This is a genomic window from Streptomyces vastus (genome assembly GCF_039532825.1).
Taxonomy (GTDB): Bacteria; Actinomycetota; Actinomycetes; order Streptomycetales; family Streptomycetaceae; genus Streptomyces; species Streptomyces vastus.
The window spans coordinates 176,575-199,272 of record NZ_BAAASJ010000032.1; the positions used below are offsets into that span (position 1 = coordinate 176,575).

Genomic DNA, 22,698 nt, shown 5'->3' on the forward strand with positions numbered 1-22,698 from the left:
CCCCACTGGTCCGGTTTAAGGTCCACTTTCATGACGCCATCGGGGACCAATGCGGGTCGTCCTCCGGGTACGCCGGGACCAGATTCGGGCACGTCCGGATCATCAGGCACGTCCGGATCATCAGATACGTCCGGATCGGCGGCCTGGGCCGCCGCATGGGAGCTGCTTCTGCCGGCCGCCTCGGCACCGGCACGCGCGCGAGGACGGTCCTTGCAGGCCGCGTTGCGGGAGGCGGTCCGTTCGGGGCGGCTCGCGCCCGGCACCCGGCTGCCCTCCAGCCGCGAACTCGCCTCCGATCTCGGGGTGTCCCGGGGGCTGGTCACCGAGGCGTACGAGCAGTTGACCGCGGAGGGCTATCTGCGCAGCGACCGGGGAGCCGGAACATGGGTGGGCGGCGCCGTCCGGGCCGCCCACCCCCGCGCGCGTGATCTTGCGCCCCGCTCCCCCGGTGCCCGCGTCGACTTCCTGCCCGGCACCCCGGATCTGTCGCTCTTCCCGCGCGCAGCCTGGGCAGCCGCTCAGCGCGGGGTACTGGCCGAACTGCCGCACCACGCGCTGGGTTATCCCGATCCGCGCGGGCTGCCCCGGCTGCGTACGGCCCTCGCGGAGTTGCTGGCGCGGCGCCGGGGCGTGGTCGCGGACCCGGAGCAGGTGCTGGTCGTCTCGGGCGTGGCGCAGGCGACGACGCTGCTCGGATTCGTGCTGCACGCGCGCGGGGTACGCGCCGTTGGCGTCGAGGACCCCGGCACACCCGAGCACGGCGCGCTGTACACCTCGGCCGGCGTCCGCACCGTACCGCTGCCACTGGACGACGAAGGGCTGGCCATGGGGCCGCTGCGGCAGTCGGGCGTACGGGTGGTGGTGACGACACCCGCGCACCAGTTCCCCTCGGGGATCGCGTACTCCGCGCGGCGTCGGGCCGAACTCCTCGACTGGGCGCACTCCGTGGACGGGCTCGTCGTCGAGGACGACTACGACGGGGACTTCCGCTACGACCGCGCGCCGGTCGGTGCCCTTCAGGGGCTCGATCCGGAGCACGTCGCGTACACGGGGTCCGTCAGCAAGTCGCTGGCGCCGGGGCTGCGGCTCGGCTGGCTGCTGGTGCCGGCGTCGCTGGCCGAGGAGATCGTCGAGCGCAAGCGCACAATGGATCTCGGCAATCCGGTCGTCGACCAGGCGCTCCTCGCCCGCTTCATGGAGCGCGGCGACTACGACCGGCAACTGCGGCGCTGCCAACGCGCGTACAAGGAACGGCGCGACGTCCTTGTGAGTGCTCTGGAGGAGCACTTTCCCGGCACAGGGGTGTCCGGGATCGCGGCCGGGCTGCACGCGATCGCCACGATGCCCCTCCGGTACGGGCCGCCGTCACGCTTCCTGGCACGGGCAACCGCGGCCGGCGTCGCGGTCCGCCCTCTGACCGATTACGCGCAGACGCCGGCCGGGGAGGAGGGGGTGGTGGTGCGGCTGGTGTTGGGGTATGCGCATGTGTCTCCGGCGCGTATCAGGGAGGGGGTGCGGCTGATGGCTGAGGCCGTCGGTGTTTAGTGGACGCTTCTTCGCCGCGGTTCCCAAGTCGCCGCGGCAGTTGTTCACTTGTGGTTCAGATGCGCGCTGTGGTGCACCAGTAGTTGTGGCCCTGCACAGTGGTCCAACCCCGTCCCAGGAGGCGTTCCATGTCAGACAGCCCGTCGAGCCCGCTCCCCGCGCGCCGCAGCGTTCTCCGGGGTTCGCTCGCCGCGTCGGCGGCGCTCGCTGTGCCGGCCACCGTCGGTGTGGCGCCGGCCTTCACACTGTCGGGGCGGCCGAAGGCCGGGTGGGGTGTGCAGAGCGGCGACGTGAGCGCACACTCCGGCCTGGTGTGGGTGCGTTCGGACCGGCCGGCGCGGATGGTCGTGGAGACCTCGGCGACCGAGTCGTTCCGTAAGGCGCACAGATGGCACGGCCCCCTCCTGGGTCCCGGCACGGACTTCACCGGCGCCACCCGGCTGCGCGGACTGCCCGCGGGCGAGCAGATCCACTACCGCGTCCTGCTCGCCGACCCGGATGACCCGCGCCGCACCGGCGAGCCGGTGACCGGCACCTTCCGTACGGCGCCCCTGGGACGGCGCAACGGGGTGCGCTTCCTGTGGTCGGGCGACCTGGCGGGCCAGGGATGGGGCATCAACCCGGACTTCGGCGGCTACACCATCTTCAAGGCGATGGCCGGGCTCGACCCGGACTTCTTCCTCCACAGCGGCGACACGATATACGCCGACGGACCGATATCCGCGACCGTGTCCCTGCCCGACGGCAGCACCTGGCGGAACATCACCACCGAGGAGAAGTCCAAGGTCGCCGAGACCCTGGCCGAGTTCCGCGGCAACTTCCGCTACAACCTGCTGGACGAGCACCTCAAGGCGTTCAACGCGCAGGTGCCGTCGATCGTCCAGTGGGACGACCACGAGGTCACCAACAACTGGTATCCGGGCGAGACCCTCACCGACACCCGGTACACGGAGAAGAACGTCGACCTGCTGGCGTCCCGGGCACGGCAGGCGTTCGGCGAGTACTTCCCGATCTCGACCCTGCGGCCTGGCGCCAAGGAGGGCCGAGTGCACCGGGTGCTGCGCCACGGTCCGCTGCTGGACGTGTTCGTGCTGGACATGCGGACGTACCGCAACGCCAACTCCCCCGGTACGCAGACCACCGACCCGGTGGGCATCCTCGGCGCCGAGCAACTGGAATGGCTCAAGCGGGAGCTGTCGCGGTCGCGCGCGGTGTGGAAGGTGATCGCCTCCGACATGCCGCTCGGCCTGGTCGTACCGGACACCGGGGACGGCAAGCCGAACATCGAGGCCGTGGCCCAGGGCGACCCTGGCACGCCGCTCGGCCGCGAGTTGCAGATCGCCGAGCTGCTGCGGTTCATCAAGCACCGGCGGATCACGGGCACGGTGTGGCTGACGGCGGACGTGCACTACACCTCGGCTCAGCACTACCAGCCGTCGCGGGCCGCGTTCACCGACTTCGAGCCGTTCTGGGAGTTCGTCTCGGGCCCGCTGAACGCGGGTGCCTTCCCGGCGAACGCCCTGGACGACACGTTCGGTCCGGAGCGGGTGTTTGTGAAGGCGCCCACTGTCGCGAATGTCTCGCCCGCCGGTGGTTACCAGTTCTTCGGCGAGGTCGACATCGACGGCGGCAGCGGGGAGCTGACGGTTCGACTGCGTGAGCAGGACGGGACCGTGCTGTACACGAAGGTGCTCCAGCCGGGCCGGGTCGGACAGTAAGCCAGCAAATATAGTTCTAAATAGGACAGAGAGTGTCTTAATCGCTCAGTCACAAAGCGTTCGTGATCACGCAACACCCTTCCTGCACAGTGGTTGCATGACTTCAGACATGACTGACGCAGTACGTACGAAGAACGACCGTCCGGAACAGCACAGGAGCCGCGGCCCCGTGGCGCTGCTCCGCAGCTGGTGGGAGCGACGCACCCACGATCACGCCCCTCCGAAGGGTGATACCGGCGCCCGGCCGCCCGCCGACGTGCGGGAGGCCGGGCCCTCCGAGGCGGCCCCTGCCCTGCCGGAGGCCGTCCTGTGGCGGATGCGGACCACCGTGCGGGACGAGCCGGGTTCGCTGGCCGCGCTGTGCACAGCACTCGCGGGCCGGCGGGTCGACATCCTGAGCCTGCAGACGCATCCCCTGGCAGAGGGCACAGTGGACGAGTTCCTGCTGCGGGCCCCCGCGGAGGTGGACGCGAACGCGGTCACCCGCGCGGTCGCGCAGGCCGGTGGTGCCGGTACCTGGATCGAGCGGGCCGACGCGCACGACCTGGTGGACGCGCCCACACGCATCCTGGGCCTGGCGACGCGCACGGCGCTGGACTCGGCCGAACTGCCCCTGGCCTTGCGGCAGTTGCTGGGCCGATGCAGCATCCGGTCGCTGCCCGCCGGGGCCGTGGGCGTGGACGGCGCGGACATGGAGGTGCCCGTCGAGGGGGCTCTGGCTCATGCCGAAGGGGCGCCCGAGAACACCCTGATGCGGCTGCGCGCACCCGAAGGCGGAGTGATCACCGTGGAACGGCCGTATCTGCCGTTCACGCCCACCGAGTTCGCGCGGGCCCGTGCGCTGGTCGAGCTGGACGCCCAGCTCGGTCCGCGCCTGCCGCGCAGGCAGGACGTACTGACGCTGCCTCAGGGCAACGCCATCACCGTGCGCCGCGCCGGCCCCCATGACATCGATGCCGCGAAGGCCATGCACGAGCGGTGCTCTCAGCGCACGCTCGGCCTGCGGTACCACGGGCCGATCGGAGACGCCGACCGCTACCTCAACCACCTCCTCAGCCCCCGCTTCGGGCGGACGCTCGCCGTGGAGACCGCCTCGGGTCGCCTCGTCGGGCTCGGCCATCTCCTCTGGGACGGCGACGAGACGGAAGTCGCGCTGCTCGTCGAGGACGCGTGGCAGCGGCGCGGCATAGGCAGCGAGCTGCTCGGCCGCCTGGTGACCATGGCCGCCGAGGCCGGCTGCGACAGCGTGTACGCCGTCACGCAGTCGTCCAACACGGGCATGGTGGCTGCGATGCGGGGCCTCGGCCTTCCCCTCGACTACCAGATCGAGGAGGGCACGCTGGTCATCACGGCGCGGTTGGACGTGACTCCGGTGAGTTCACGACTGCCGTACGACCATGAGCAGCCCGTAGGGGACTAGCCCGGACTAACCCTCGGTGGACACCGAGCGGTTGGGCCGGCCGGGCGCAACGCGCCGGGCCGGCCCACTCCCCCGCCCCGGCCCCAACGCCCGCTCCAGGTCCCGCCACAGATCCTCCACGTCCTCCAGTCCCACCGACAGCCGCAGCAACCGGTCGCTGACCCCGGATGTGCGGCGGTCCTCCGCGTCGACGATGCGGTGGCTGATCGAGGCGGGGTGCTGGATGAGTGTGTCGACGCTGCCGAGGCTGACCGCGGGCGTGACGAGGCGGACCCCGGCGATGACTTCGTGGGGGTCGCCGGAGACCTCGAAGGCGATCATGGCGCCGCCGAGCCGGGGATAGTGAACGCGGGTGACGCGCGGGTCGGCGGCGAGGCGGCGGGCCAGTTCCGCGGCGTTCGCGGACGCCGCACGGACGCGTACGGGCAGCGTGGCCAGACCGCGGAGCAGCAGATAACCGGCGAGCGGGTGCAGCACACCGCCGGTCGCGAACCGGACCTGGCGCAGGCGGCGGGCGAACTCCTCGTCGCAGGCCACCACCCCGGCCATCACGTCACCGTGTCCGCCCAGGTACTTGGTGGCGCTGTGCAGCACGAGTCGCGCCCCCTGTTCGGCGGGCCGCTGGAGCACCGGTGTGGCGAAGGTGTTGTCCGCGAGCAACGGCACGGTCCCGCAGGCGTGCGCGATCGCCCGCAGATCGAGTTCCGCGAGCGTCGGGTTGGCCGGTGACTCGACCATCACCAGACCCGTGTCCGGCCGCAGCGCGTCCGCGATGCCGGCCGGGTCGACCCAGGTCACCTCGGTGCCGAGCAGCCCGGCCGTGAGCAGGTGGTCGCTGCACCCGTAGAGGGGACGTACGGCCACGACATGCCGCAGGCCCATCGCGTTGCGTACGAGCAGCACGGCACTCAACGCGGCCATGCCGCTCGCGAACGCCACCGCGCTCTCGGTGCCTTCCAGCCGGGCAAGGGCCGTCTCGAACCGGGCGACGGTCGGATTGCCGAGCCGGCCGTAGACCGGCGGTCCCTCCAAGACGGCGCCGTTCGCGGCGAAGGCGTCGATCCGGGCAGCCTCGGCGCGACTGTCGTACGACGGATAGGTCGTCGACAGGTCGATGGGCGGGGCGTGCAGCCCCTGCCGGGCGAGGTCGTCCCGCCCGGCGTGCACGGCCTCGGTGGCCAGGGCCCGCACATCGTCCATCACGTCCGTTGCGCCGGCCATCACGTCGTACGCGTCGTCAAAAGCGTCCATGACCAGCAGCCTGAACAGTGGCCGGAGTACGGGCGCAAAATCCCGTGCTACGTTCGGGCGATGGCCGAATCCGTCGTACTCGATCCGGTGGACCTCCATCTTCTGCGGCTGCTGCAGAACGACGCACGGACCACCTACCGCGACCTCGCCGCGCAGATCGGCGTCGCCCCCTCGACCTGCCTGGACCGGGTGACGCGGCTGCGCCGGGCGGGCGTCATCCTCGGCCATCAGCTGCGGCTCGACCCGGCCAAGCTGGGGCGGGGCCTTGAGGCACTGCTGTCCGTGCAGGTCAGGCCGCATCGGCGGGAGCTGGTGGGGCCGTTCGTGGAGCGGATCCGGGCATTGCCGGAGTCCCGTACCGTCTTCCATCTCACCGGCCCCGACGACTATCTCGTCCATGTCGCGGTGGCGGACATGGGGGATCTGCAGCGGCTGGTCATCGACGAGTTCACCTCGCGGCGCGAAGTGGCCCGGGTCGAGACGCGGTTGATCTTCCAGCAGTGGGAGTGCGGGCCGCTGCTGCCGCCCGCCCCGCGCACGACCGGCGTGCAACCGGGCTGACGCGCACGGCTCCCGTATAACCGGCTGACGCGCACCGTCTCCCCGTATGAGGATGTCCGCATGTCAGAGACGAAGAGCCCGCTGCCCCGCGAGGTCGCCGACGCATACGTCGACGACCTCATCGCCCTCGACCCGGTCACCGGTACGTATCTCGGCGTGAAGGAGAGTTCCCGCAGGTTGCCCGACACCTCGCCCGCCGGTCAGGAGGCGCTCGCCGAGCTGGCGCGGGCGACGCTCGCGAGGCTCGACGAGGCGGAGCGGCAGCCGGGCGCGGACAGCGACATCGAGCGCCGCTGCGGACGTCTGCTGCGCGAGCGGCTGACCGCCGAACTCGCCGTGCACGAGGCCGACGAGGGGCTGCGGTCCGTCGGCAACCTGGCCACGGTCGCGCATTCGGTGCGCGAGGTGTTCACCGTGACTCCGGCCCAGACGGACGAGGACTGGGCCGCGATCGCCCAGCGGCTGCGCGCCGTGCCAACCGCGCTGGCCGGCTACCGCGAATCCCTCGCCCTCGGCCTGGAGCGCAAGCTGTACGCCGGCCCCCGCCCCACCGCGACCTTCATAGGCCAGCTCACCGAGTGGTCGGACACGGACGGTTCGGGCCGCGGCTGGTTCGAGGACTTCGCGTCGGCAGGTCCCGACTCCCTGCGTACGGAACTGGACGAGGCCGCCCGCTCGGCGACGGCGGCCGTCATCGAACTGCGCGACTGGATGCGCGATGTGTACGCGTCCACGATCGAGGGCGCGCCGAACACGGTGGGCCGCGAGCGGTACGCGCGCTGGTCGCGCTACTTCAACGGTACGGATCTGGACCTCGACGAGGCGTATGCGTACGGCTGGTCCGAGTACCACCGCCTGCTCGCCGAGATGAAACTGGAGGCCGAGAAGGTCCTGCCCGGCGCCGAGACACCGTGGGTGGCGCTCGCGCACCTCGACGAGCACGGCCGCCACATCGAGGGCGTCGACGAGGTTCGCGAGTGGCTGCAGGGCCTGATGGACCAGGCGATCGAGGCACTCGACGGCACACACTTCGAACTCGCCGAGCGGGTACGGAAGGTGGAGTCCCGCATCGCCCCGCCGGGCAGCGCGGCGGCCCCGTACTACACGCCTCCGTCCGAGGACTTCTCACGCCCCGGCTGTACATGGCTGCCGACGATGGGGCAGACCCGCTTCCCGGTGTACGACCTGGTGTCGACCTGGTACCACGAGGGCGTCCCCGGCCATCACCTCCAGCTGGCGCAGTGGGTGCACGTGGCCGGGAACCTCTCTCGCTACCAGGCCACCGTGGGCGGCGTGAGCGCCAACTGCGAGGGCTGGGCGCTGTACGCGGAGCGGCTCATGGACGAGCTCGGCTTCCTCACCGACGCCGAGCAGCGGCTCGGCTACCTGGACGCCCAGATGATGCGCGCGGCCCGCGTCATCGTCGACATCGGCATGCACCTGGAGCTGGAGATTCCGGCGGACTCGCCCTTCCACCCGGGCGAACACTGGACGCCCGGGCTGGCCCAGGAGTTCTTCGGCGCGCACAGCAGCCGCCCCGCGGACTTCGTGGAGAGCGAGCTCACCCGCTATCTCTGCATCCCCGGCCAGGCCATCGGCTACAAACTCGGCGAACGCGCCTGGCTGTTGGGCCGCGAGAACGCACGCCGCCGCCACGGCGACGCCTTCGACGCCAAGGCCTGGCACATGGCGGCGCTGTCGCAGGGCTCGCTGGGTCTTGACGATCTGGTGGACGAGCTGTCGCGGCTCTGACCGCTCGCACGTGGGGTGCCCGGCCTCAGCGCCGGAACCCGCCCTCGGAGTCGATGACCTGCCCGGTGACCCACTCCGCCTCGTCCGTCGCGAGCCACGTGATGAGACGGGCGGGGTCGTCGGGCATGCCCCAGCGGCCGCCGGGGAACATCGCCGCGATGGTCGCGTACGCGTCGCCGGTCATGTAGTCCGTGTCCACGGGCCCCGGGTTGACGGTGTTCACCGTGATCGCGTTCTCGGCGAGGGTGGTCGACAGGGAGCGGGTGATCGAGGCGAGGGCGCCCTTCTGGAGGGCGTACGCGATCTCGCCCGGCATGCCGCCCGCGATGTCCTGACCGGAGGTCATCATCACGACCCGCCCGCCCGGCGTGCGCGGTGGCAGCGCGGCCCGCAGCCGGGCGTACGCCTGCACGAGGAGGAGTACCGAGCGCGTGTCGACGGCCCAGTGCGCGTCGAGCATCGCGGCGTCGATCGCGTCGAGGGTGCCGTCGGAGCCGCTCAGCGCGTGGTTGGCGACGAGAATGTCGATGCGCCCGCCGAGCGCCTCCGCGGCCGAGGCGATCAACTCGGCCGGGGCCTTGGGATCGGAGAGGTCCCCGGGCCCTTCGACGACCCGCGCCTCGGGATCGGCGCACGCCTCGCGCACCGCGGCGATCACGTTCTCAGGACGGTCCGCGCCCCAGGGCATGGCGGCGTCGTGGGGCACGTGGTGGTGCAGATACACGCTCGCGCCGTACGCGGCAAGCCGCCGGGCCACGGCGTAGCCGATGCCTCCGCGTCTGCTGGCGCCGGTGACGAGGGCGGTACGGCCGCGCAGCGGCAAGGGATCGCGGCGCAGCGATTCGGCGGTGGGGTGCGGGAGTTGGGGCATGGCGGACCATGATGGTGGGGCGGGCGCTTGGGCCGCACATGTTTTTCCACGGCCGGCCTCGGATCACCGTGCGGACTTTGTAAAATCCGGTGCGGTACGCGCCCCTAAGGAGGCCACAGGCCTCTAAGGGGCGCGGGGCTGTATCAATTTTGCGGCTCCGCCACGCGGGCGCGACCAGCCACGACGAACCCGCAGCTTCCAACCGCATCCCCAGCGGAGCGCCTGGCGCCTAGCCCGCGATCCTCCGCAGTTGGACCAGCCCCAGCCATGTCTCGGGCCCGGGCTCCGCATACGCCGCCCGGACCGCGTACCGCCCCGGTTCCAGCGCGATCCGCAGATGCCCCGCCTTCTCGGCGTCGTTGCCGGGCCACGCCGCGTCGAACAGGACCACGGCTCCGGGGATGTCCCAGTGGACCTCCCGCTGCCACACCGCCGCGTCGAGGGCCGCCGGAACACCGGCCAGCAACTGTCTCTCCGACTCCGCGGCACACCACCGTACAAAGGTGCCGTGCTCGGGCAGATAGGCGGTCGAGGCGGGATCGTCGCCGAGGACGAGGGCCGTGGTGTTGCCGACCGGAAGCAGACCGATGTAGCCGTCCACGTCACAGGCCCGGTCGTAGTCGGACGCCAACTCGACGCCGTCCGCCCCCGTCCAGAACGGCAACACCACCTCCGGGATCGCTATGAGGGGCCCACCGCCGGACTCCACCCACTCGACCGCACCCTGATCCGCGTGACTCACCATGCGGGAGAAGCTACACGCCCCGGGTGACACGGAAGCGCTCAGCAGCCACAGTCCGCCGCGTCGGCCGGAGCCCCTTGCTCAGGGCTGCGCGCGGCTGCGGCCGTGGTCGGCGGCGTACGCGGCGAGCACTTCCGTCGGTGTTCCGCCCGTATGGAGGAAACGCTGGTCGAGGATGGCGGCCAGGTCTTTCAGCGCACCGGCGAGCAGGTCACCGGCCAGTCGCACCTCCGGTCGTCGCCCCGCTTGTCCGCGCTGGGCAAGGGCATCGGCGTAGCCGACCATGGCCGCCAGCGACGCGTGATCCTCCCCGTCGTGGAAGTAGTACGCCTCGGCGTACTGGGTGAAGTCGATGCGGACGCGTACGACCTCGGTGGCCAGGCTGTCCAGCAGCAACGCCCCCGCAGTGCAGTCGATCTGCTGGGTCGCCGGGTCCGAGTCGCGCAGCAGCGCCAGCCGGATGGCCAGGACCCTCCGGCGGGTCAGCGTCGGGTAGATCTCCAGTACCCAGGAGACCGTGGCCGTGAGAAGCGCGAAGCCAACGAGGGCCTCCAACGGTGAGACCAGGCGGAGCCAGGCCTCGCCGGGTGCGATGTCACCCAGCCCCAAGGTGGCCACCGTGACGAGCGACAGGTACAGGGAGTCGAGCAGCGCCGGCTCCTGCGCCGCCTTGGAACCGGGCGAGAAGGTGAACGCCCCGGGCATGTGGGGCCAGTAGACGATGGCCCAGCCGAGGACGACGGTGCCGGCCCACATGCCCACCACCGTCACCATGGCGAGCGGCCCGACGAGCCCGACCACACGCCTGCGCGCACGGAAGCGCCGGGCCAGTCGCCACAGCGCCGTCATGACCAGGCGGCTCAAGCCGCCGTGGCGGGTGGGGTGCCAGAGGGTGTGGAACAGGTCTCGCAGGGTGACCATGACCAGCCCCGCGCCGACCAGCGAGACCAGCCACTTCATCCACGTCTCCCACGAGCATGTCGCCTGCAGCGGACCCTGCGTCCGGACCCTAGGCTGACGGCGTCGCCGCGAGGCTCCGAATCGCCGCGCTTCCGGAATTCTGACCAGCCGTCACGTCGTTCCCGGTCCGCCACGCGGATCAGTTCACCGGCAGCACAAGCGTGCAGGTCTCTCCCGGTGCAACGGTGACGGCCCGGTCGGGCAGGACCACACGGATCGGGGATTACTCCGAGTCGGGCACACCGATTCCCAACAGTCCGCTGCGCAGCCGGACGCGGACTCCCCGGTGGCCGCGGCAGCGCAGTGAGAATCCGTACTCCGACAGTGCCGGTAGCGGCACTGGGTCCAGCCGGAGGGCGTCCTCGCGGGTCTCCAGCCCGGTCAGGCCACGCTGCACCAGGTCCAGGGTGCCGGCCATGGCACCGAGGTGGATGCCTTCACCGGTTGTGCCGCCCTGAAGGTCGGCGACGTCCTGTTCCAGGGCTTCCTTGCCATACGTCCACGCCTCGGCCTGTCTGGCACGCGCGAGGACCCAGGCGAGGACGAGGCCGCTGAGAGTGGAGCCGTGACTGGTGCGCTTGAGGTAGTAACCGACGGTCCTGCGCCAGATCTCGTCGTCCACGTCGTAGCCGAGGCGGCGGAACAGGTCCCGCAGCTCGGCGGCCGAGAAGAGGTAACCGAGCATCAGTACGTCGGCCTGCTGGGAGGCTTGGTAGCGGTTGACGGTGTAGCCCTCGGCCTCGAGGATCCGGTCCAGCCGCCGGATGCTGTCGTAGCGGGCTCGGTAAGCGTCCCAGTCCAGCTCGGCGAGATCGCCGTAGCCGTCGAACCGGCTGATGACTCCCTGGTGGAACGGCACCCGCAACCGCCGGGAGATCTCCTCCCATTCCGTAGACGTCAGTGGTCGTCGCATCGGACATCTGCGTCACCTCCTGGACCACGCTCCGGGCCCCGGCCTGTCACCTGTGGAACCGCGCGGACCAGAGGGGTTCCACCCGGTCCCATTCGGCGTCCCACTGTGCGTACCTTCTGCGGTCCAACGCCAGGCGCATACCTTTGCGCGCAGCGAAGAAGCCGGCGTACACGACGACCGCCGTCATGCCGCCCATAAGCCAGCCGCCGGCCTTCGCGTTGCTCGCGGACAGCGGCGGGTTCTTCACGGTTCCTTCCCGGTCCACCCAGATCCGCACGGTCGAGCCTGCGGTCTTGTCCAGTGGTACAGGGGCGCTTCCCGTCTGCTGCCGGCCGTCCTTATCGGTCCACCTGACCTGAACCTTCTGCTTCTCGTCCGCAGCACCGCCCGATGCTGCCTTCTGGGCCGAGGTCACCCGAGCGGTTACCTGGAACCGCTCCGCGGACTGGGCTTGAACGGTGCGCATCGTCGACTCGTGGACCGCGAGCCCCGCGCTCACCGAAGCCGCGGGCAGGCCGAGGACGAGCACTGCCAGCAGGAAACCGGAGCACCAGGCTTCGACCCGATCGGACGTACGCCTCAGTGGGTTCGCGCCCCCCGGCGGGGGCTGCTCCTTGTGCGGTCGGTGGGGACCGGATGCGTGCGGCGGATCCTGTGCGCTCATGGTCTGTCCTCCAGCTGTTGCTGGTGCGTCCCCCCGCCACGTCTGACTCCCTCACCACCCTCCAACGGCGGCAGCGTCCGATCACGGGGCCGAAGGTCCCTGCTGAACGGCCGCTCGACCCTGCTCGTCACGGGGTCATACCTGCGGTACGACCGCGATCGGACACGGCGCGTGATGCAGCACCGCGTGGTTGACCAGGCCCAACTGCAGACCCACGTGCCCATGTCGCCTGCGGGCCCCGACGACGAGCAGATAAGTCGGCATGAGCGGCCACGGCCAAGCTGACCGAGCCCAGGAGCAGTCCGGCGAGATCTCCGAGCCCTCGGGATCCGAGACCAGTGCGAAGGCGTTGCGCCCTTTGCCGACCAGGGCGGACGCCGCGTCCTCGTGCACTGCCTCACTGGACAGCCGTACCGTCGGCGCGCTCTTGCCGGCTCGCTCCGAGGCGACAGCCACCAGGTCGGGCGTCTCGTGGTCTGTTACCGCCGCGTGCACGAGATGGAGCGGCACCTCGTGCCGGACCGCCTCGTCCGCGGCCCACTCCACCGCCTCAAGGCTCGCCTCGGACCCGTCGATGCCGACCACCAGGGGAAGCACCACCGCTCCCACCTCCCTTGTTCCGGACTTCACGCCCGTACGATCGCCGCCTCGCCGGAGACCACATGCGCCGCGAGGAGATCTGGGGTAGTCCTCGATGCAGCAGCACCGTGCTCTGTCGGGTCGGCGCCAACGCTCGTGCGTCGCGTCGAGCACGCCCCACGGCCGGCCTGCACGGCCACCGACGCACGGGGGCGGCAGCCGTCCGGGCGGTGACCGCACTCACCGTCCTTCCAGCTTCGTACGAGACGGAGGCAGTCGCCATGGGACAAGCCCTCACCGTCGGCCTCGACGGCTCACCCGAGAGCCTCGCCGCCGCCCGCTGGGCCGCCGACGAAGCCGAGCGACGCAATCTCACCCTGCGCCTGCTGCACGCGTGGCCGCTGCTGGTCCCGGAGCCGACCCGCATCCCTGCGGAAATCGATCAGAACTACTGGGCGAAGCGGCTCATGCACAACGCCCAGGCGGAACTCCAGGCGCGCCACCCGGGCCTCACCGTCGTCGGCAATCTGGTCGCCGACGACGCACAGAACGCACTGCTCCAGGCATCGTCGGAATCCGAGATGCTCGTGCTCGGTTCGCGGGGCCTGACTCCCGTGGAAAACTACTTCCTCGGCGACATCAGCATGTCCGTGGTGGCACGCGCCGAGCGGCCCATGGTCCTGGTGCGCGCCGAGCGGCCCATGGTCCTGGTGCGCGCCGAGCGGGGGGAGGAAGGTCGCGCGCCCGAATCAGGTCTGGCAGGCGGAGTGGTGGTGGCACTGAAACTGCACGGACCGTGCGACGACCTGCTCGAATTCGCCTTCACCACCGCCGCGGTGCGGGGCGTGCCGCTCCGCACCGTCCATGGCCGCAGCGTGCCGATCCACGCGTACGCCCCCTGGGGCGTGGACCACACCGTGACCCACGAGGTCACGCAGGAGGCCCAGAAGGGCCTGAGCCAGGCCCTTCTGGGCCTGGCGCGAGAAGTTCCCGGGCGCGTGGTCGTAGCTGAGGCCATCCGCCGCGACAGCCCCGCCAGGGCCGTCATAGCAGCCGCCGCCGGCGCCGAGTTGCTGGTGTCGGCCGACGCAAACACCACCCTCCCCTGGCACCACGCCTGGGCCCCGTGGCCCAAGCCGCCGCACACCACGCGCGCTGCCCTGTCGCCGTCGTCCCCCATGACTGAGCCGAACCACCCCGGCGAGCCGATGGCGTCGGCGCGGCGGGACGACGTCCCCAGAGCCCCGTCGCTCTCGCGCGCCGAGGTGCGCGAGACACACACCGCCGTGGTCCTCTTCATCAGGGACCGTGCCTACAAGGTGAAGAAACCAGTCGACCTGACATTCCTGGACTACACCACGGTGGCCGCCCGGAAGGCCGCGTGCGAGAGAGGCCGTCCTCTACCGCCGTTTCGCCCCCGACGTCTACCTCGGCGTCGGCGAATTCCGGAGCCCGGACACCGACGTACCGGAACCCGTCGTGGTGATGCGCCGCATGGCCACCGAGCGCCGCCTCTCCCGACTGGTACGGGAAGGAGCGGCCGTCGACGACGCCCTTCGGGCCGTCGCCCGGCTGCTCTCCGCCCACCACGCGAGCGCACCTCACAGCCGGGAGGTGACCGAGCAGGGGACACGCGACGCACTGTCCTCACGCTGGGAAGCGAGCTTCGCCCAGGTCCGCGCCCCTGTCCGACGACGGCACCGTGCCCGACGGGGTGGAGGAGATCGAGCGCTTGGTGCGCCGCTACCTCGCCGGCCGCGAGCCCTTGTTCGACAGGCGCATCGAGCAGGGGCGGGTGGTCGACGGCCACGGAGACCTGCTCGCCGAGGACATCTTCTGCCTCGACGACGGCACACGCGTTCTGGACTGCTGCTGGGCGGCAAGGGCGCGAACCTCGCGGAGATGACCCGGCTGGGCCTGCCCGTCCCGCCGAGGCCGCGTTCACCATCGCCGCCGAGCTGTCCGGACCACGAGCGTCGTGTACTCGTCACCGCTGCCCCGGCGTCCCATCGGCCACTGATCCCGCTGCCGTGCCACTTCACGGTCGCGCCCCCGTCACCGCGCCGCCCGACCGGTCACTGCCCCCCCTCTGCCGTACGACCGACCCCTGCCGCCCCTTCACAACCTCCAGTTGGGCGTGGATGCGGCGCCGCAGATCCGGTACGTGGCTGACGATGCCGACGCTGCGGTCCCGCTCCCTCAGCGAGTCGAGGACGTCGAGTACCTCGTCGAGGGTCTGGTCGTCGAGGCTGCCGAAGCCCTCGTCGATGAAGAGGGTGTCGAGGCGGACACCGCCAGCCTCGTCGGTGACGACGTCCGCGAGGCCCAGCGCCAGGGCGAGGGAGGCGAAGAAGGTCTCGCCGCCGGAGAGTGTCGCCGTGTCGCGTTCGCGGCCGGTCCAGGCGTCGACGACGTGCAGTCCCAGGCCGCTGCGGCCACGCCCGGCGCGGTCGTCGGAGTGGACGAGGGTGTAGCGGCCGGAGGACATGCGCTGGAGGCGTGCGGTCGCGGCGGCGGCGACCTGTTCCAGGCGCGCGGCGAGGACGTAGGACTCCAGGCGCATCTTGCGTTCGTTGTCCGCGGAGGTGCCCGCGGCGAGGGTGGCGAGACGGGCCACGCGGTCGTACTCCTCGCGCAGCGGACCGAGTCGGCGCACGGATGCGGTTGCCTGGCGGGTCAGTTGATCGAGTTCCGTGCAGCGCCGGGCGGCGGCGTCGCGGGCGGAAGCGGCCTCGCGGGCCCGGCGGGCGGCGTCGGCGGCGGCCTGTTCCGCGGCGGCGAGGTCGGCGGGCGGCTGCTGGGCGGCCTCGGCGGTGTCGGCCTCGGCGAGTACGGCCCGTACGGCTGCCTCCTCCTGTTGCCTGGCGTCGAGTCGCCGTTGGAGGTCACGGTGAGCCGCGTCGTCGAGGAGCGCGGCCGCCGCGGCCTGCGGCGTGTCGAACCCGGCGCGGAAGGCCGCGTCGGCGAGTCGGGCGTCGGCGTCCTTGAGCCGCTGCGCGGTGTCCGCCGCGAGGCGTACGGCGTCCGCGGCCTCGGTGAACTGCGCCGCCTGCCGCTCCAGTTGCGCCGCCCGCGCGGAAACGCTGCCTGCGGCGCCCCTGGCCTGCGCCAACTCCTCCGCCAACCCTGCCCCTTCGCGGTCGAGGGTCTCCCTGCGCGCGGCGCGTGAGGCGGCGCGCAGCGCGGCTTCCTGATGGGCGGCGAGCCGCCGCTCGTGCTCGTGCTCGGCCTGTCTCAGGGCCTCACTCGCCGCGTGCAGACCGGAGGCGGCTCCGCGCGCTTCGGCGTGTTGCCGCGCCAACTCCTCGGCCTGCTCGGCGAGTTGCTCGGTGGGAGCGTCGCCCGCTTCGGCGGTGGCCGCGGCCAGCGCCTCGCGTACGACGCCGAGCCGCCGCTCGGCCTCCGCGCGCTGCTCGTCGGCCTCCTGATGGGCGACGAGCGCAGCCTCCTCGGCTTGCTGATCGATGTGTCCGGCGATCTTCCGGGCGGGCGCCGGGTGTTCGGTGCCACCGCAGACGGCGCAGGGTTCGCCCTCCACGAGAGCGGCGGCGAGTTCCGCGGCGATGCCCTTCAGGCGCTGTTCCTTGAGGTCGAGCCAGTGGGCGCGGGCGTCCGCGGCGTGCTCCCGCGCGGCGAGCACGCGCGCGTGGGCGTCGTCCGTGTCCCTGGCGAGCTGGTCCCGCAGCCGTGCCGCCTCGAGCCGCGCCCGGGCGGGCTCGCGCTGGACGGCGAGTTGCTCGGCGCGAGTGGCGGCCTCCTGCGCCGACTCGATGCGCGCCTGGTGTCCGGCACAGGTGCTCTCCCAGGAGGCGAGCCAGCTCTCCGCGTCCTGGAGCACGTCCTCGTCGGCGCGCTCCTGGCGGTCCAACGCCTCGCGCTCGGTGGCGAGTTCGGACAGCCGGTGCTCGGCCCGGCGGGCCGACTCCAGGCCGCCCAGCTCCTCAGCGGCCTTGCGTGCGGCAGCCGCGAGTCCACTGGCGCCGGCGTCGGCGAAGGTCTCCGGGAGCAGCGCACGCGCGCGAGTCTCGTCGGCAGCCGCCCGCCGGTGCTCGGCCTCCGCGGCGTCGCGCAGGGACAGCGCGGGCGCCACGGCCTCGGCCTTGCGGGCACGCTCCATCCGCGCCCGGGCCTCCCGGTGCGCACCGGAGTGCTCCTCCAGGCGCGCGGCCCGCTCCCGCGCCTCGGTGAACCGCTGCTGCAACCGCGCCACTTCGCGTACGTCGTCGAGAACGCGATCCGCCTCCGACTGCGCCGACTCGGCGGCTTTCTGGGCGCAGCGTGCAACGGTGAACCGTTCGCGTGCGGTACTGCGGGCGATCGCGGCCCAGGACAGCACGGACTCGGCGAGCCCCGGGTCTCCGGGGGCCACATCGGGCAGCGGGAGCTCCACGATGTCCCCGGCGGCCTGCTGCATACGGTGCGCGTCAGCGAGTAACTCGGCGTCTCCTTCGCGTACTTGGGCCTCCGCGGCGCGCCGCAGCTCGGCCAGGCGCTGCTCGACGGCCGCGAAACGGCGGGTGTCGAAGAGTCGGCCGAGGAGCTTGCCGCGGGCCTCGGCGTCGGCCCGCAGGAAGCGCGCGAAGTCGCCCTGGGGCAGCAGTACGACCTGGCAGAACTGCTCGCGGTTCATGCCGAGCAGCTGCTTGATCTCCTCACCGATCTCCTGGTGGGAGCGGCTGAGGTCCTTCCAGGAGCCCGCCGACGCGTCGTACTCGCGCAGCCAGCTCTGCGCCTTGTCGACGGTTGTGCCCGGCCGGTTCCCTTTCTTGGGACGCTCCCAGGGCGGCTGCCGGGTGATCTCCAATCGCCGCCCGGCGACGGTGAGTTCGAGCCGGACCTCGGTACGGCTGCCGGGCTCGGCGTGGTCGCTGCGCAGCGTCATGCCCTGGCCGCTCTGCCGGGCGCCCGGCACCGCGGCGTACAGGGCGTAGCACACCGCGTCAAGAACCGAGGTCTTGCCTGCGCCGGTCGGCCCATGCAGCAGGAAGATCCCGGCGGCCGACAGCTCGTCGAAGTCGACCGCCTGGGCCCCGCCGAAGGGCCCGAACGCGGTGATGTGCAGCCGGTGCAGCCTCATCGGGCCACCTCGTGGACGGCCTCGTCGGCGCGTACGGCGTCGAACGCGTCCCGGAGCACGGCCTGTTCGCGCACGTCCGGGCCGGCTCCGCGCACATGGGCCACGAAGTCCTCCGCGATCTCCTGGTCGCTGCGTCCGGCCAGCCGCCGGGCGTACGAGACGTCCGGGTCGTCGGGGGCCCGCTCGGGATCGAAGACGAGGCTCAGCGTGTGCGGGAAGCGGTCGCTGAGCCGTGCCATCGGGTCGGCGGGACGCACCGGGTCGGTGAGGGTCGCCTCGACCCACGCTTCTTCGTGCCGGGCCAGCTCCGGGTCGGCCAGCAGGTCCTCCAACCGCCCCCGGACACGGGCGAGAGCGCGCGGTACGGGGCAGTCGATCCGCTCGGCGTCGAGCGAACCGTCCGCTCCCAGATCGACCAGCCACATGCTCTTGCGGTGCTCGGCCTCCGAGAAGGAGTACGGCAACGGGGAGCCGGAGTAGCGCACGCGCTCGGTGATGATCTGGCTGCCGTGCAGATGACCGAGCGCCGCGTAATCGACCCCGTCGAAGACCCCGGCCGGTACGGCGGCGACCCCGCCCACCGTGATGTCCCGCTCACTGTCGCTGGCCTCGCCCCCGGTGACGAAGGCGTGTGCGAGGACGACGCAGCGGGTGCCCCGTGCGCGCGTGGCGAGGTCGGCGCGGACCCGGTCCATCGCCGCGGCGAGCACCGCCTCATGGCCGGGCTTCTCGACTCCGAACTCGTCCTTCACCAGGGCGGGTTCGAGATACGGCAGTCCGTAGAAGGCCACGTCGCCGTGGGCGTCGGCCAGCACCACGGGCGTACCGCACGCCGAAGGATCGGTCCGCAGATGGATGCCCGCGCGGTCGATCAGCCCGGCTCCCACCCCCAGCCTGCGCGCCGAGTCATGGTTCCCGGAGATCATCACCGTCGGCACACCGAGGTCGGCCAGCCGGTGCAGGGCGTCGTCGAAGAGCTCGACCGCGGCCAGCGGTGGCACCGCCCGGTCGTACACGTCCCCCGACACGACCACCGCGTCCACCCCGCGCTCGCGCACGGTCGTGACCAGGTGGCCGATGAACTCGGACTGGGCACCGAGCATGTTCACCCGGTGGAACGCCCGGCCGAGATGCCAGTCGGAAGTGTGCAGCAGCCTCATGATCCCCGAGACTAACGGCCGGGTCGGACATCACGGGCGGCTACTGCCGTATCGGCCCCGCGCACAGCCTCTCCCGCCGACGTGCGCACGGCCGCACCGGTCCCGGTGCAGCTCGCAGCATTTCCTCAACGGTCGCCTCCCAGCGTGGTGTTGCAGAGGTGGATGGCAGTCGGCAAGGTCATGTTTGAGCCAACTTCCCCGCTGGATTCATCTATTTCTCGATCTTGATTTCTCGCGCCGATCCCCGCCCCCGACCGTGCACACCTGACACTCCTGGCGACCGTTCAGCTACTTTCAGCCAAACTTGCAGGAAGCCCATACCGCCACACACCCGCCCCCCTAGATTGGCTCCGCTCTTTGCATGGAAAGCGGAAAATCGGGGGAATCAAACATGGATCCGGTTACGGCCGCCGCGGCCGCTGGTGTCGCGCTCGTGGTCAAGGGAGCACTCGAATCGGCAGGCCAGGAGGCCGGCCGCGTCGGCTGGAGCGGCGGTGCACGGCTCGTCGAGCGGATACGCGCGCGGTTTCGCGGCGACGCGGACGCGGAGGAGGCCCTGGACCGCGTGACCGGTGCCCCGGATGACGAAAGCGCCCATCAGACCCTGGAACGGCTCCTCGCGGCCCACATGTTGCTGGACCCGGAGTTCGAGACCGAAATCCGGCGACTGGTCGACGAAGCCGTCGCCGCACAGGGCAGGGACGGCGCCCAGATCAACGCGGCGCTGATCAAGAACGCCCAGGTGTTCAACGGCAAGGTCGAAGTGCAGGGGGACTGGAAGACGTCGTAAGGCCGCCGTGTCACCACGGCGCGGACGGGTGCGCAGGCGGTCGGACATCGCCGCCGGAGCCTGTCCGGCCTTGAGTCACAGCCGCCGCGCGGAGCGCGAGTCTGCCCTCGCCTCGACGACATCCGACCCGTAACGCATCCGCTCGCCTGGGCCGCAGCCCGGCGAACGCACCGCCCGCCCGTCACCAGAGCCGAGGCCGAAGACCAGGAGCGATGAGCGAGGACACCGCCTCCGAGAGCCCCCGTGCCGGGGCTGGGACCGCCGAGAAACGGACCGATTCCCCCCGGGAGACAAGGGAAACGAAGGACCCGAAAGACCCGAAGGACCGCAGGAGGGACTCCGCAGAGGCCGGGTCGCCGGACGTCAAGGAGGAGGCAGCCCCTCCCGAGCGTCGTCCGCACGCGGAGGAGCAGGACGGACCGGTCAGTGAGTCGGACGCCCTTCGCTCCCTCACGGAGGGCAGCGGGCACGACGAGGCCGAGCGGTCCGAGGCACTGCGGGCCGGAGCCATCGCCGACCTCATCGCCCAGCGACTGAACGCCGACGCCTCCGGAACCCGTATCGGCACCCTGGCTCTGTTCAACGAGACCGTGAGCTTCGGCGGGGGATTCCACACCGGTGACGCACACGCGGCTCGGACGCGTCCGGGCGGGGTGTCCGTACTGTCTCTGGAGGCGGCCGAACTCGCCGAGCACATCGAGCTGTTCGCGCAGCCCGACGGGTACGACGAGGCCCTGGACGCCCTGCGCGAGCGACGGCTGCTGGTGCTGACCGGGCCGCCCGGCAGCGGGCGAGAGGCCACGGCCGTGAACCTGCTCGCCGAGTCCCTGGCCCTGGGCGGCGGCGAGGGTGGCTGCCACCGGCTGCTGACTCCCTCGGCCGTACTGGAGCCGGGCTGGGAACCCCCGGTCAAGAACGCCGGCTACCTGGCGGTGCTGGCGGACGGTCCGGCCGGGGTACGGGAGTTCGCGGGCGCGTTCGGTGTGAGGGGCGCGCTGGCGTCGACGAGCCCCCCGCTGCGGGGCGAGTCCGGCGACGGAGTGCACCGCCTGGCGGCCGTCGTCGCCGCCCTGCGTGCCGCGGACTGCCATCTGGTGCTCACCGGCGGGCACGATCTCGACGTGCTCGCGGCCGGGCCCGGCGGCGAGCACATTGCCCGGCATACGCTCGTACCGGTCGACCCCCTGGCCGTCGTCGAGCGGCGCGTCCTGGGCCACGGCGGCACTGCGGACGCGCACACGGATCTCCAGACGCTGCTGGAGAGCACAGGCGCGATCGGCGCGCTGCGGGAACAGCCCGCGGCCCACAACGCCGTCCGGCTGGCCTCCGTGATCAGTGCCGGAGGCGACGTGGCCGCGGCGGTGGCGGCGCTGCGCGACCCGAGCGACCAGGTCCGGGCCTGGTTCAACCGGTACCGCGAGCCCGAGGCGGTCGCCTTCGCCCTGGCCGCCGCCGTACTGGAGGAAAGCGGCTACCTCACCGTCGCGGACGCCGCGGTGAAGCTGCGCGCCGCTCTCGCACCGCCCGACGAAGCCCCGCCCGATCTGCGGTTCGGCGACCGGCTCGGCCACGAACAGCAGTGGATCCGGCTGGACTTTCCCGAGGACGGGGCGTTCGGCACCGGTCCGCCCCGGGTCCGCTTCCGCAACGGGCTGCTCGGGCAGGTCATCCTCGCCTACGCGTGGAACGCGCTCGACGGCCGCCGCGACGCCGTCCTCGAATGGCTGCGCCGGCTGCTGAACCACGCCGACCTGGAGGTGCGCGCCCGGGCGGCCGTCGCGGCCGGTGTCCTCGCCCTCGCCGATCCGCACTACGCCGTGCACCGGTACCTCACCGCCTGGGCGGGCAGCACCTCCTGGCCCCTGCGGCAGGCCGCCGCCACCGCGCTGGGCGTGGCGGGCAGCCGTCCGGAGACCGCCGACGCGGTCTGGGAGCTGCTGCACCGCTGGGCCCGCGGTGATGCCTCTGCGTACCAGCGACGACTGGCCGGTACGGCGGCCAACGCGGTGGGCGGACTGCTGGGCCGGAGTTCCCCGGACCGGGCGGTGGACGTGCTGCGCAGCGCGCTGGACCGCGAGGACGACTGGGGGACGCTGCCCTCTGTGGCCTGGGGCGGAGTTCACCTCATCCACCAGGGACAGGCCCGTGTGCTCCTGGACGGCTACCTGGACTGGTCCGAGCCCCAGGACCTGTCACCCATGGTCGTGAAGACCCTCTCCGCCTTCGTGTTCGCCGTGTCCCGGCCGTACGAGGAGCCCGCCGTCGACGCGGACGACGCCGACCATGCGTACGTCCCCGGCGTGCCCGCGCTGCTGAGCGGCCTGCCGCGGCACGGCGACCGGCTCGCGGAGCTGTGGGCGCGGGCGCTGGCCCGGCGGCCGGTGCAGGACGCCGCGCTGGAGGCGCTGCGCGAGTGGATCGACGAGAACGGCGAATTCAGCGCGTACACGGGTGAGAAATCCGGTGCCCTCGACGAGCTCGCCAGGCTCCTCGTCGCCATCGCCCGCAGGCGCGGACGGCACCGTGACCGGCTGCTGTGGTGGCTGGAGAAGTGGGCTGCCGACCGCGACCGCCCGTCCGCCAACGCCGCTCGGCTGCGGCGGGCGGTGGAACGTGCGTCGTGACCGGCCCGGAGTGTGGCGCCGCTGGGCCTTCGAGGTCCGGCGCGGCAGCGGACAGCAGATGAACCAGAGAA

Annotated in this window: 15 protein-coding genes and 4 pseudogenes; 9 read left to right on the forward strand and 10 right to left on the reverse strand. The window is 71.7% G+C overall.

Annotation, left to right across the window (positions count from 1 at the left end):
* The first annotated feature begins 30 nt into the window (after positions 1-30).
* The 3 genes from pdxR to ABD357_RS16020 all read left to right on the forward strand — a co-directional run bounded on the left by pdxR (position 31) and on the right by ABD357_RS16020 (position 4,683).
* Positions 31-1,545 carry a MocR-like pyridoxine biosynthesis transcription factor PdxR gene (gene pdxR, locus ABD357_RS16010; RefSeq protein WP_344390741.1) on the forward strand — a complete coding sequence of 505 codons (1,515 nt, stop codon included), beginning with the start codon at positions 31-33 and terminating at the stop codon, positions 1,543-1,545.
* A 128-nt stretch (positions 1,546-1,673) separates the two neighbouring features.
* The gene (locus ABD357_RS16015; RefSeq protein WP_344390743.1) at positions 1,674-3,263 is read left to right on the forward strand and encodes an alkaline phosphatase D family protein; all 1,590 of its coding nucleotides are present in this window, start codon (positions 1,674-1,676) and stop codon (positions 3,261-3,263) included.
* A 97-nt stretch (positions 3,264-3,360) separates the two neighbouring features.
* A complete protein-coding gene (locus tag ABD357_RS16020) occupies positions 3,361-4,683 on the forward strand; it encodes a GNAT family N-acetyltransferase (protein ID WP_344390744.1) in 1,323 nt (440 codons plus the stop codon).
* Positions 4,684-4,689: 6 nt separating this feature from the next.
* Here the strand turns inward: ABD357_RS16020 and ABD357_RS16025 are convergent, their stop codons facing one another.
* Positions 4,690-5,904: a trans-sulfuration enzyme family protein gene (locus ABD357_RS16025; protein ID WP_344390867.1), complete on the reverse strand. Its 1,215-nt coding sequence runs from the start codon at positions 5,902-5,904 to the stop codon at positions 4,690-4,692.
* Between the two features lie 90 nt (positions 5,905-5,994).
* On the opposite strand from ABD357_RS16025, the gene ABD357_RS16030 reads away from it, so the two are divergent.
* Both ABD357_RS16030 and ABD357_RS16035 read left to right on the forward strand, forming a co-directional pair.
* Positions 5,995-6,495 (forward strand): Lrp/AsnC family transcriptional regulator, encoded by a 501-nt coding sequence (locus ABD357_RS16030; protein WP_344390746.1) that lies wholly within the window; start codon positions 5,995-5,997, stop codon positions 6,493-6,495.
* A gap of 60 nt (positions 6,496-6,555) precedes the next feature.
* Complete coding sequence (locus ABD357_RS16035) at positions 6,556-8,247, forward strand: DUF885 domain-containing protein (protein WP_344390747.1); 1,692 nt, start codon at positions 6,556-6,558, stop codon at positions 8,245-8,247.
* A 25-nt stretch (positions 8,248-8,272) separates the two neighbouring features.
* On the opposite strand, the gene ABD357_RS16040 is transcribed toward ABD357_RS16035, so the two are convergent.
* The 7 genes and pseudogenes from ABD357_RS16040 to ABD357_RS16065 form a co-directional block, all read right to left on the reverse strand.
* The gene (locus ABD357_RS16040) at positions 8,273-9,118 is read right to left on the reverse strand and encodes an SDR family oxidoreductase (RefSeq protein ID WP_344390748.1); all 846 of its coding nucleotides are present in this window, start codon (positions 9,116-9,118) and stop codon (positions 8,273-8,275) included.
* Positions 9,119-9,347: 229 nt separating this feature from the next.
* Entirely contained in the window at positions 9,348-9,863 is a 516-nt protein-coding gene (locus ABD357_RS16045) for an immunity 21 family protein (protein WP_344390751.1), read from the reverse strand.
* A 78-nt stretch (positions 9,864-9,941) separates the two neighbouring features.
* Positions 9,942-10,820 carry a potassium channel family protein gene (locus ABD357_RS16050; RefSeq protein ID WP_344390752.1) on the reverse strand — a complete coding sequence of 293 codons (879 nt, stop codon included), beginning with the start codon at positions 10,818-10,820 and terminating at the stop codon, positions 9,942-9,944.
* A gap of 139 nt (positions 10,821-10,959) precedes the next feature.
* A pseudogene (locus ABD357_RS16055) lies at positions 10,960-11,709 on the reverse strand (glycosyl hydrolase family 65 domain-containing protein); the annotation flags it as partial.
* Positions 11,710-11,779: 70 nt separating this feature from the next.
* Complete coding sequence (locus tag ABD357_RS16060; protein WP_344390753.1) at positions 11,780-12,397, reverse strand: Rv1733c family protein; 618 nt, start codon at positions 12,395-12,397, stop codon at positions 11,780-11,782.
* A 135-nt stretch (positions 12,398-12,532) separates the two neighbouring features.
* Positions 12,533-12,661 (reverse strand): universal stress protein, encoded by a 129-nt coding sequence (locus ABD357_RS44720; protein ID WP_425584885.1) that lies wholly within the window; start codon positions 12,659-12,661, stop codon positions 12,533-12,535.
* Positions 12,654-12,997 (reverse strand): annotated as a pseudogene (locus ABD357_RS16065) (universal stress protein); the annotation flags it as partial. The pseudogene ABD357_RS16065 and the gene ABD357_RS44720, both read right to left, overlap by 8 nt.
* 260 nt (positions 12,998-13,257) lie before the next feature.
* On the opposite strand from ABD357_RS16065, the pseudogene ABD357_RS16070 reads away from it, so the two are divergent.
* Both ABD357_RS16070 and ABD357_RS16075 read left to right on the forward strand, forming a co-directional pair.
* A pseudogene (locus ABD357_RS16070) lies at positions 13,258-14,162 on the forward strand (universal stress protein).
* 22 nt (positions 14,163-14,184) lie between these two features.
* A pseudogene (locus ABD357_RS16075) lies at positions 14,185-14,846 on the forward strand (AAA family ATPase); the annotation flags it as partial.
* 168 nt (positions 14,847-15,014) lie between these two features.
* Here the strand turns inward: ABD357_RS16075 and ABD357_RS16080 are convergent.
* Both ABD357_RS16080 and ABD357_RS16085 read right to left on the reverse strand, forming a co-directional pair.
* A complete protein-coding gene (locus ABD357_RS16080; RefSeq protein WP_344390754.1) occupies positions 15,015-18,053 on the reverse strand; it encodes an AAA family ATPase in 3,039 nt (1,012 codons plus the stop codon).
* Positions 18,050-19,213, reverse strand: a complete 1,164-nt coding sequence (locus ABD357_RS16085) for an exonuclease SbcCD subunit D (protein ID WP_344390756.1) — start codon at positions 19,211-19,213, stop codon at positions 18,050-18,052. Before ABD357_RS16085 ends, ABD357_RS16080 begins: the two co-directional genes overlap by 4 nt.
* Before the next feature lie 391 nt (positions 19,214-19,604).
* Here ABD357_RS16085 and ABD357_RS16090 point away from each other — a divergent pair, with 391 nt between their 5' ends.
* On the forward strand, positions 19,605-20,003 hold the full coding sequence (locus tag ABD357_RS16090; protein ID WP_344390758.1) for a hypothetical protein: 399 nt from the start codon (positions 19,605-19,607) through the stop codon (positions 20,001-20,003).
* Positions 20,004-20,215: 212 nt separating this feature from the next.
* Entirely contained in the window at positions 20,216-22,627 is a 2,412-nt protein-coding gene (locus ABD357_RS16095) for a hypothetical protein (RefSeq protein WP_344390759.1), read from the forward strand.
* Positions 22,628-22,698 lie beyond the last annotated feature (71 nt).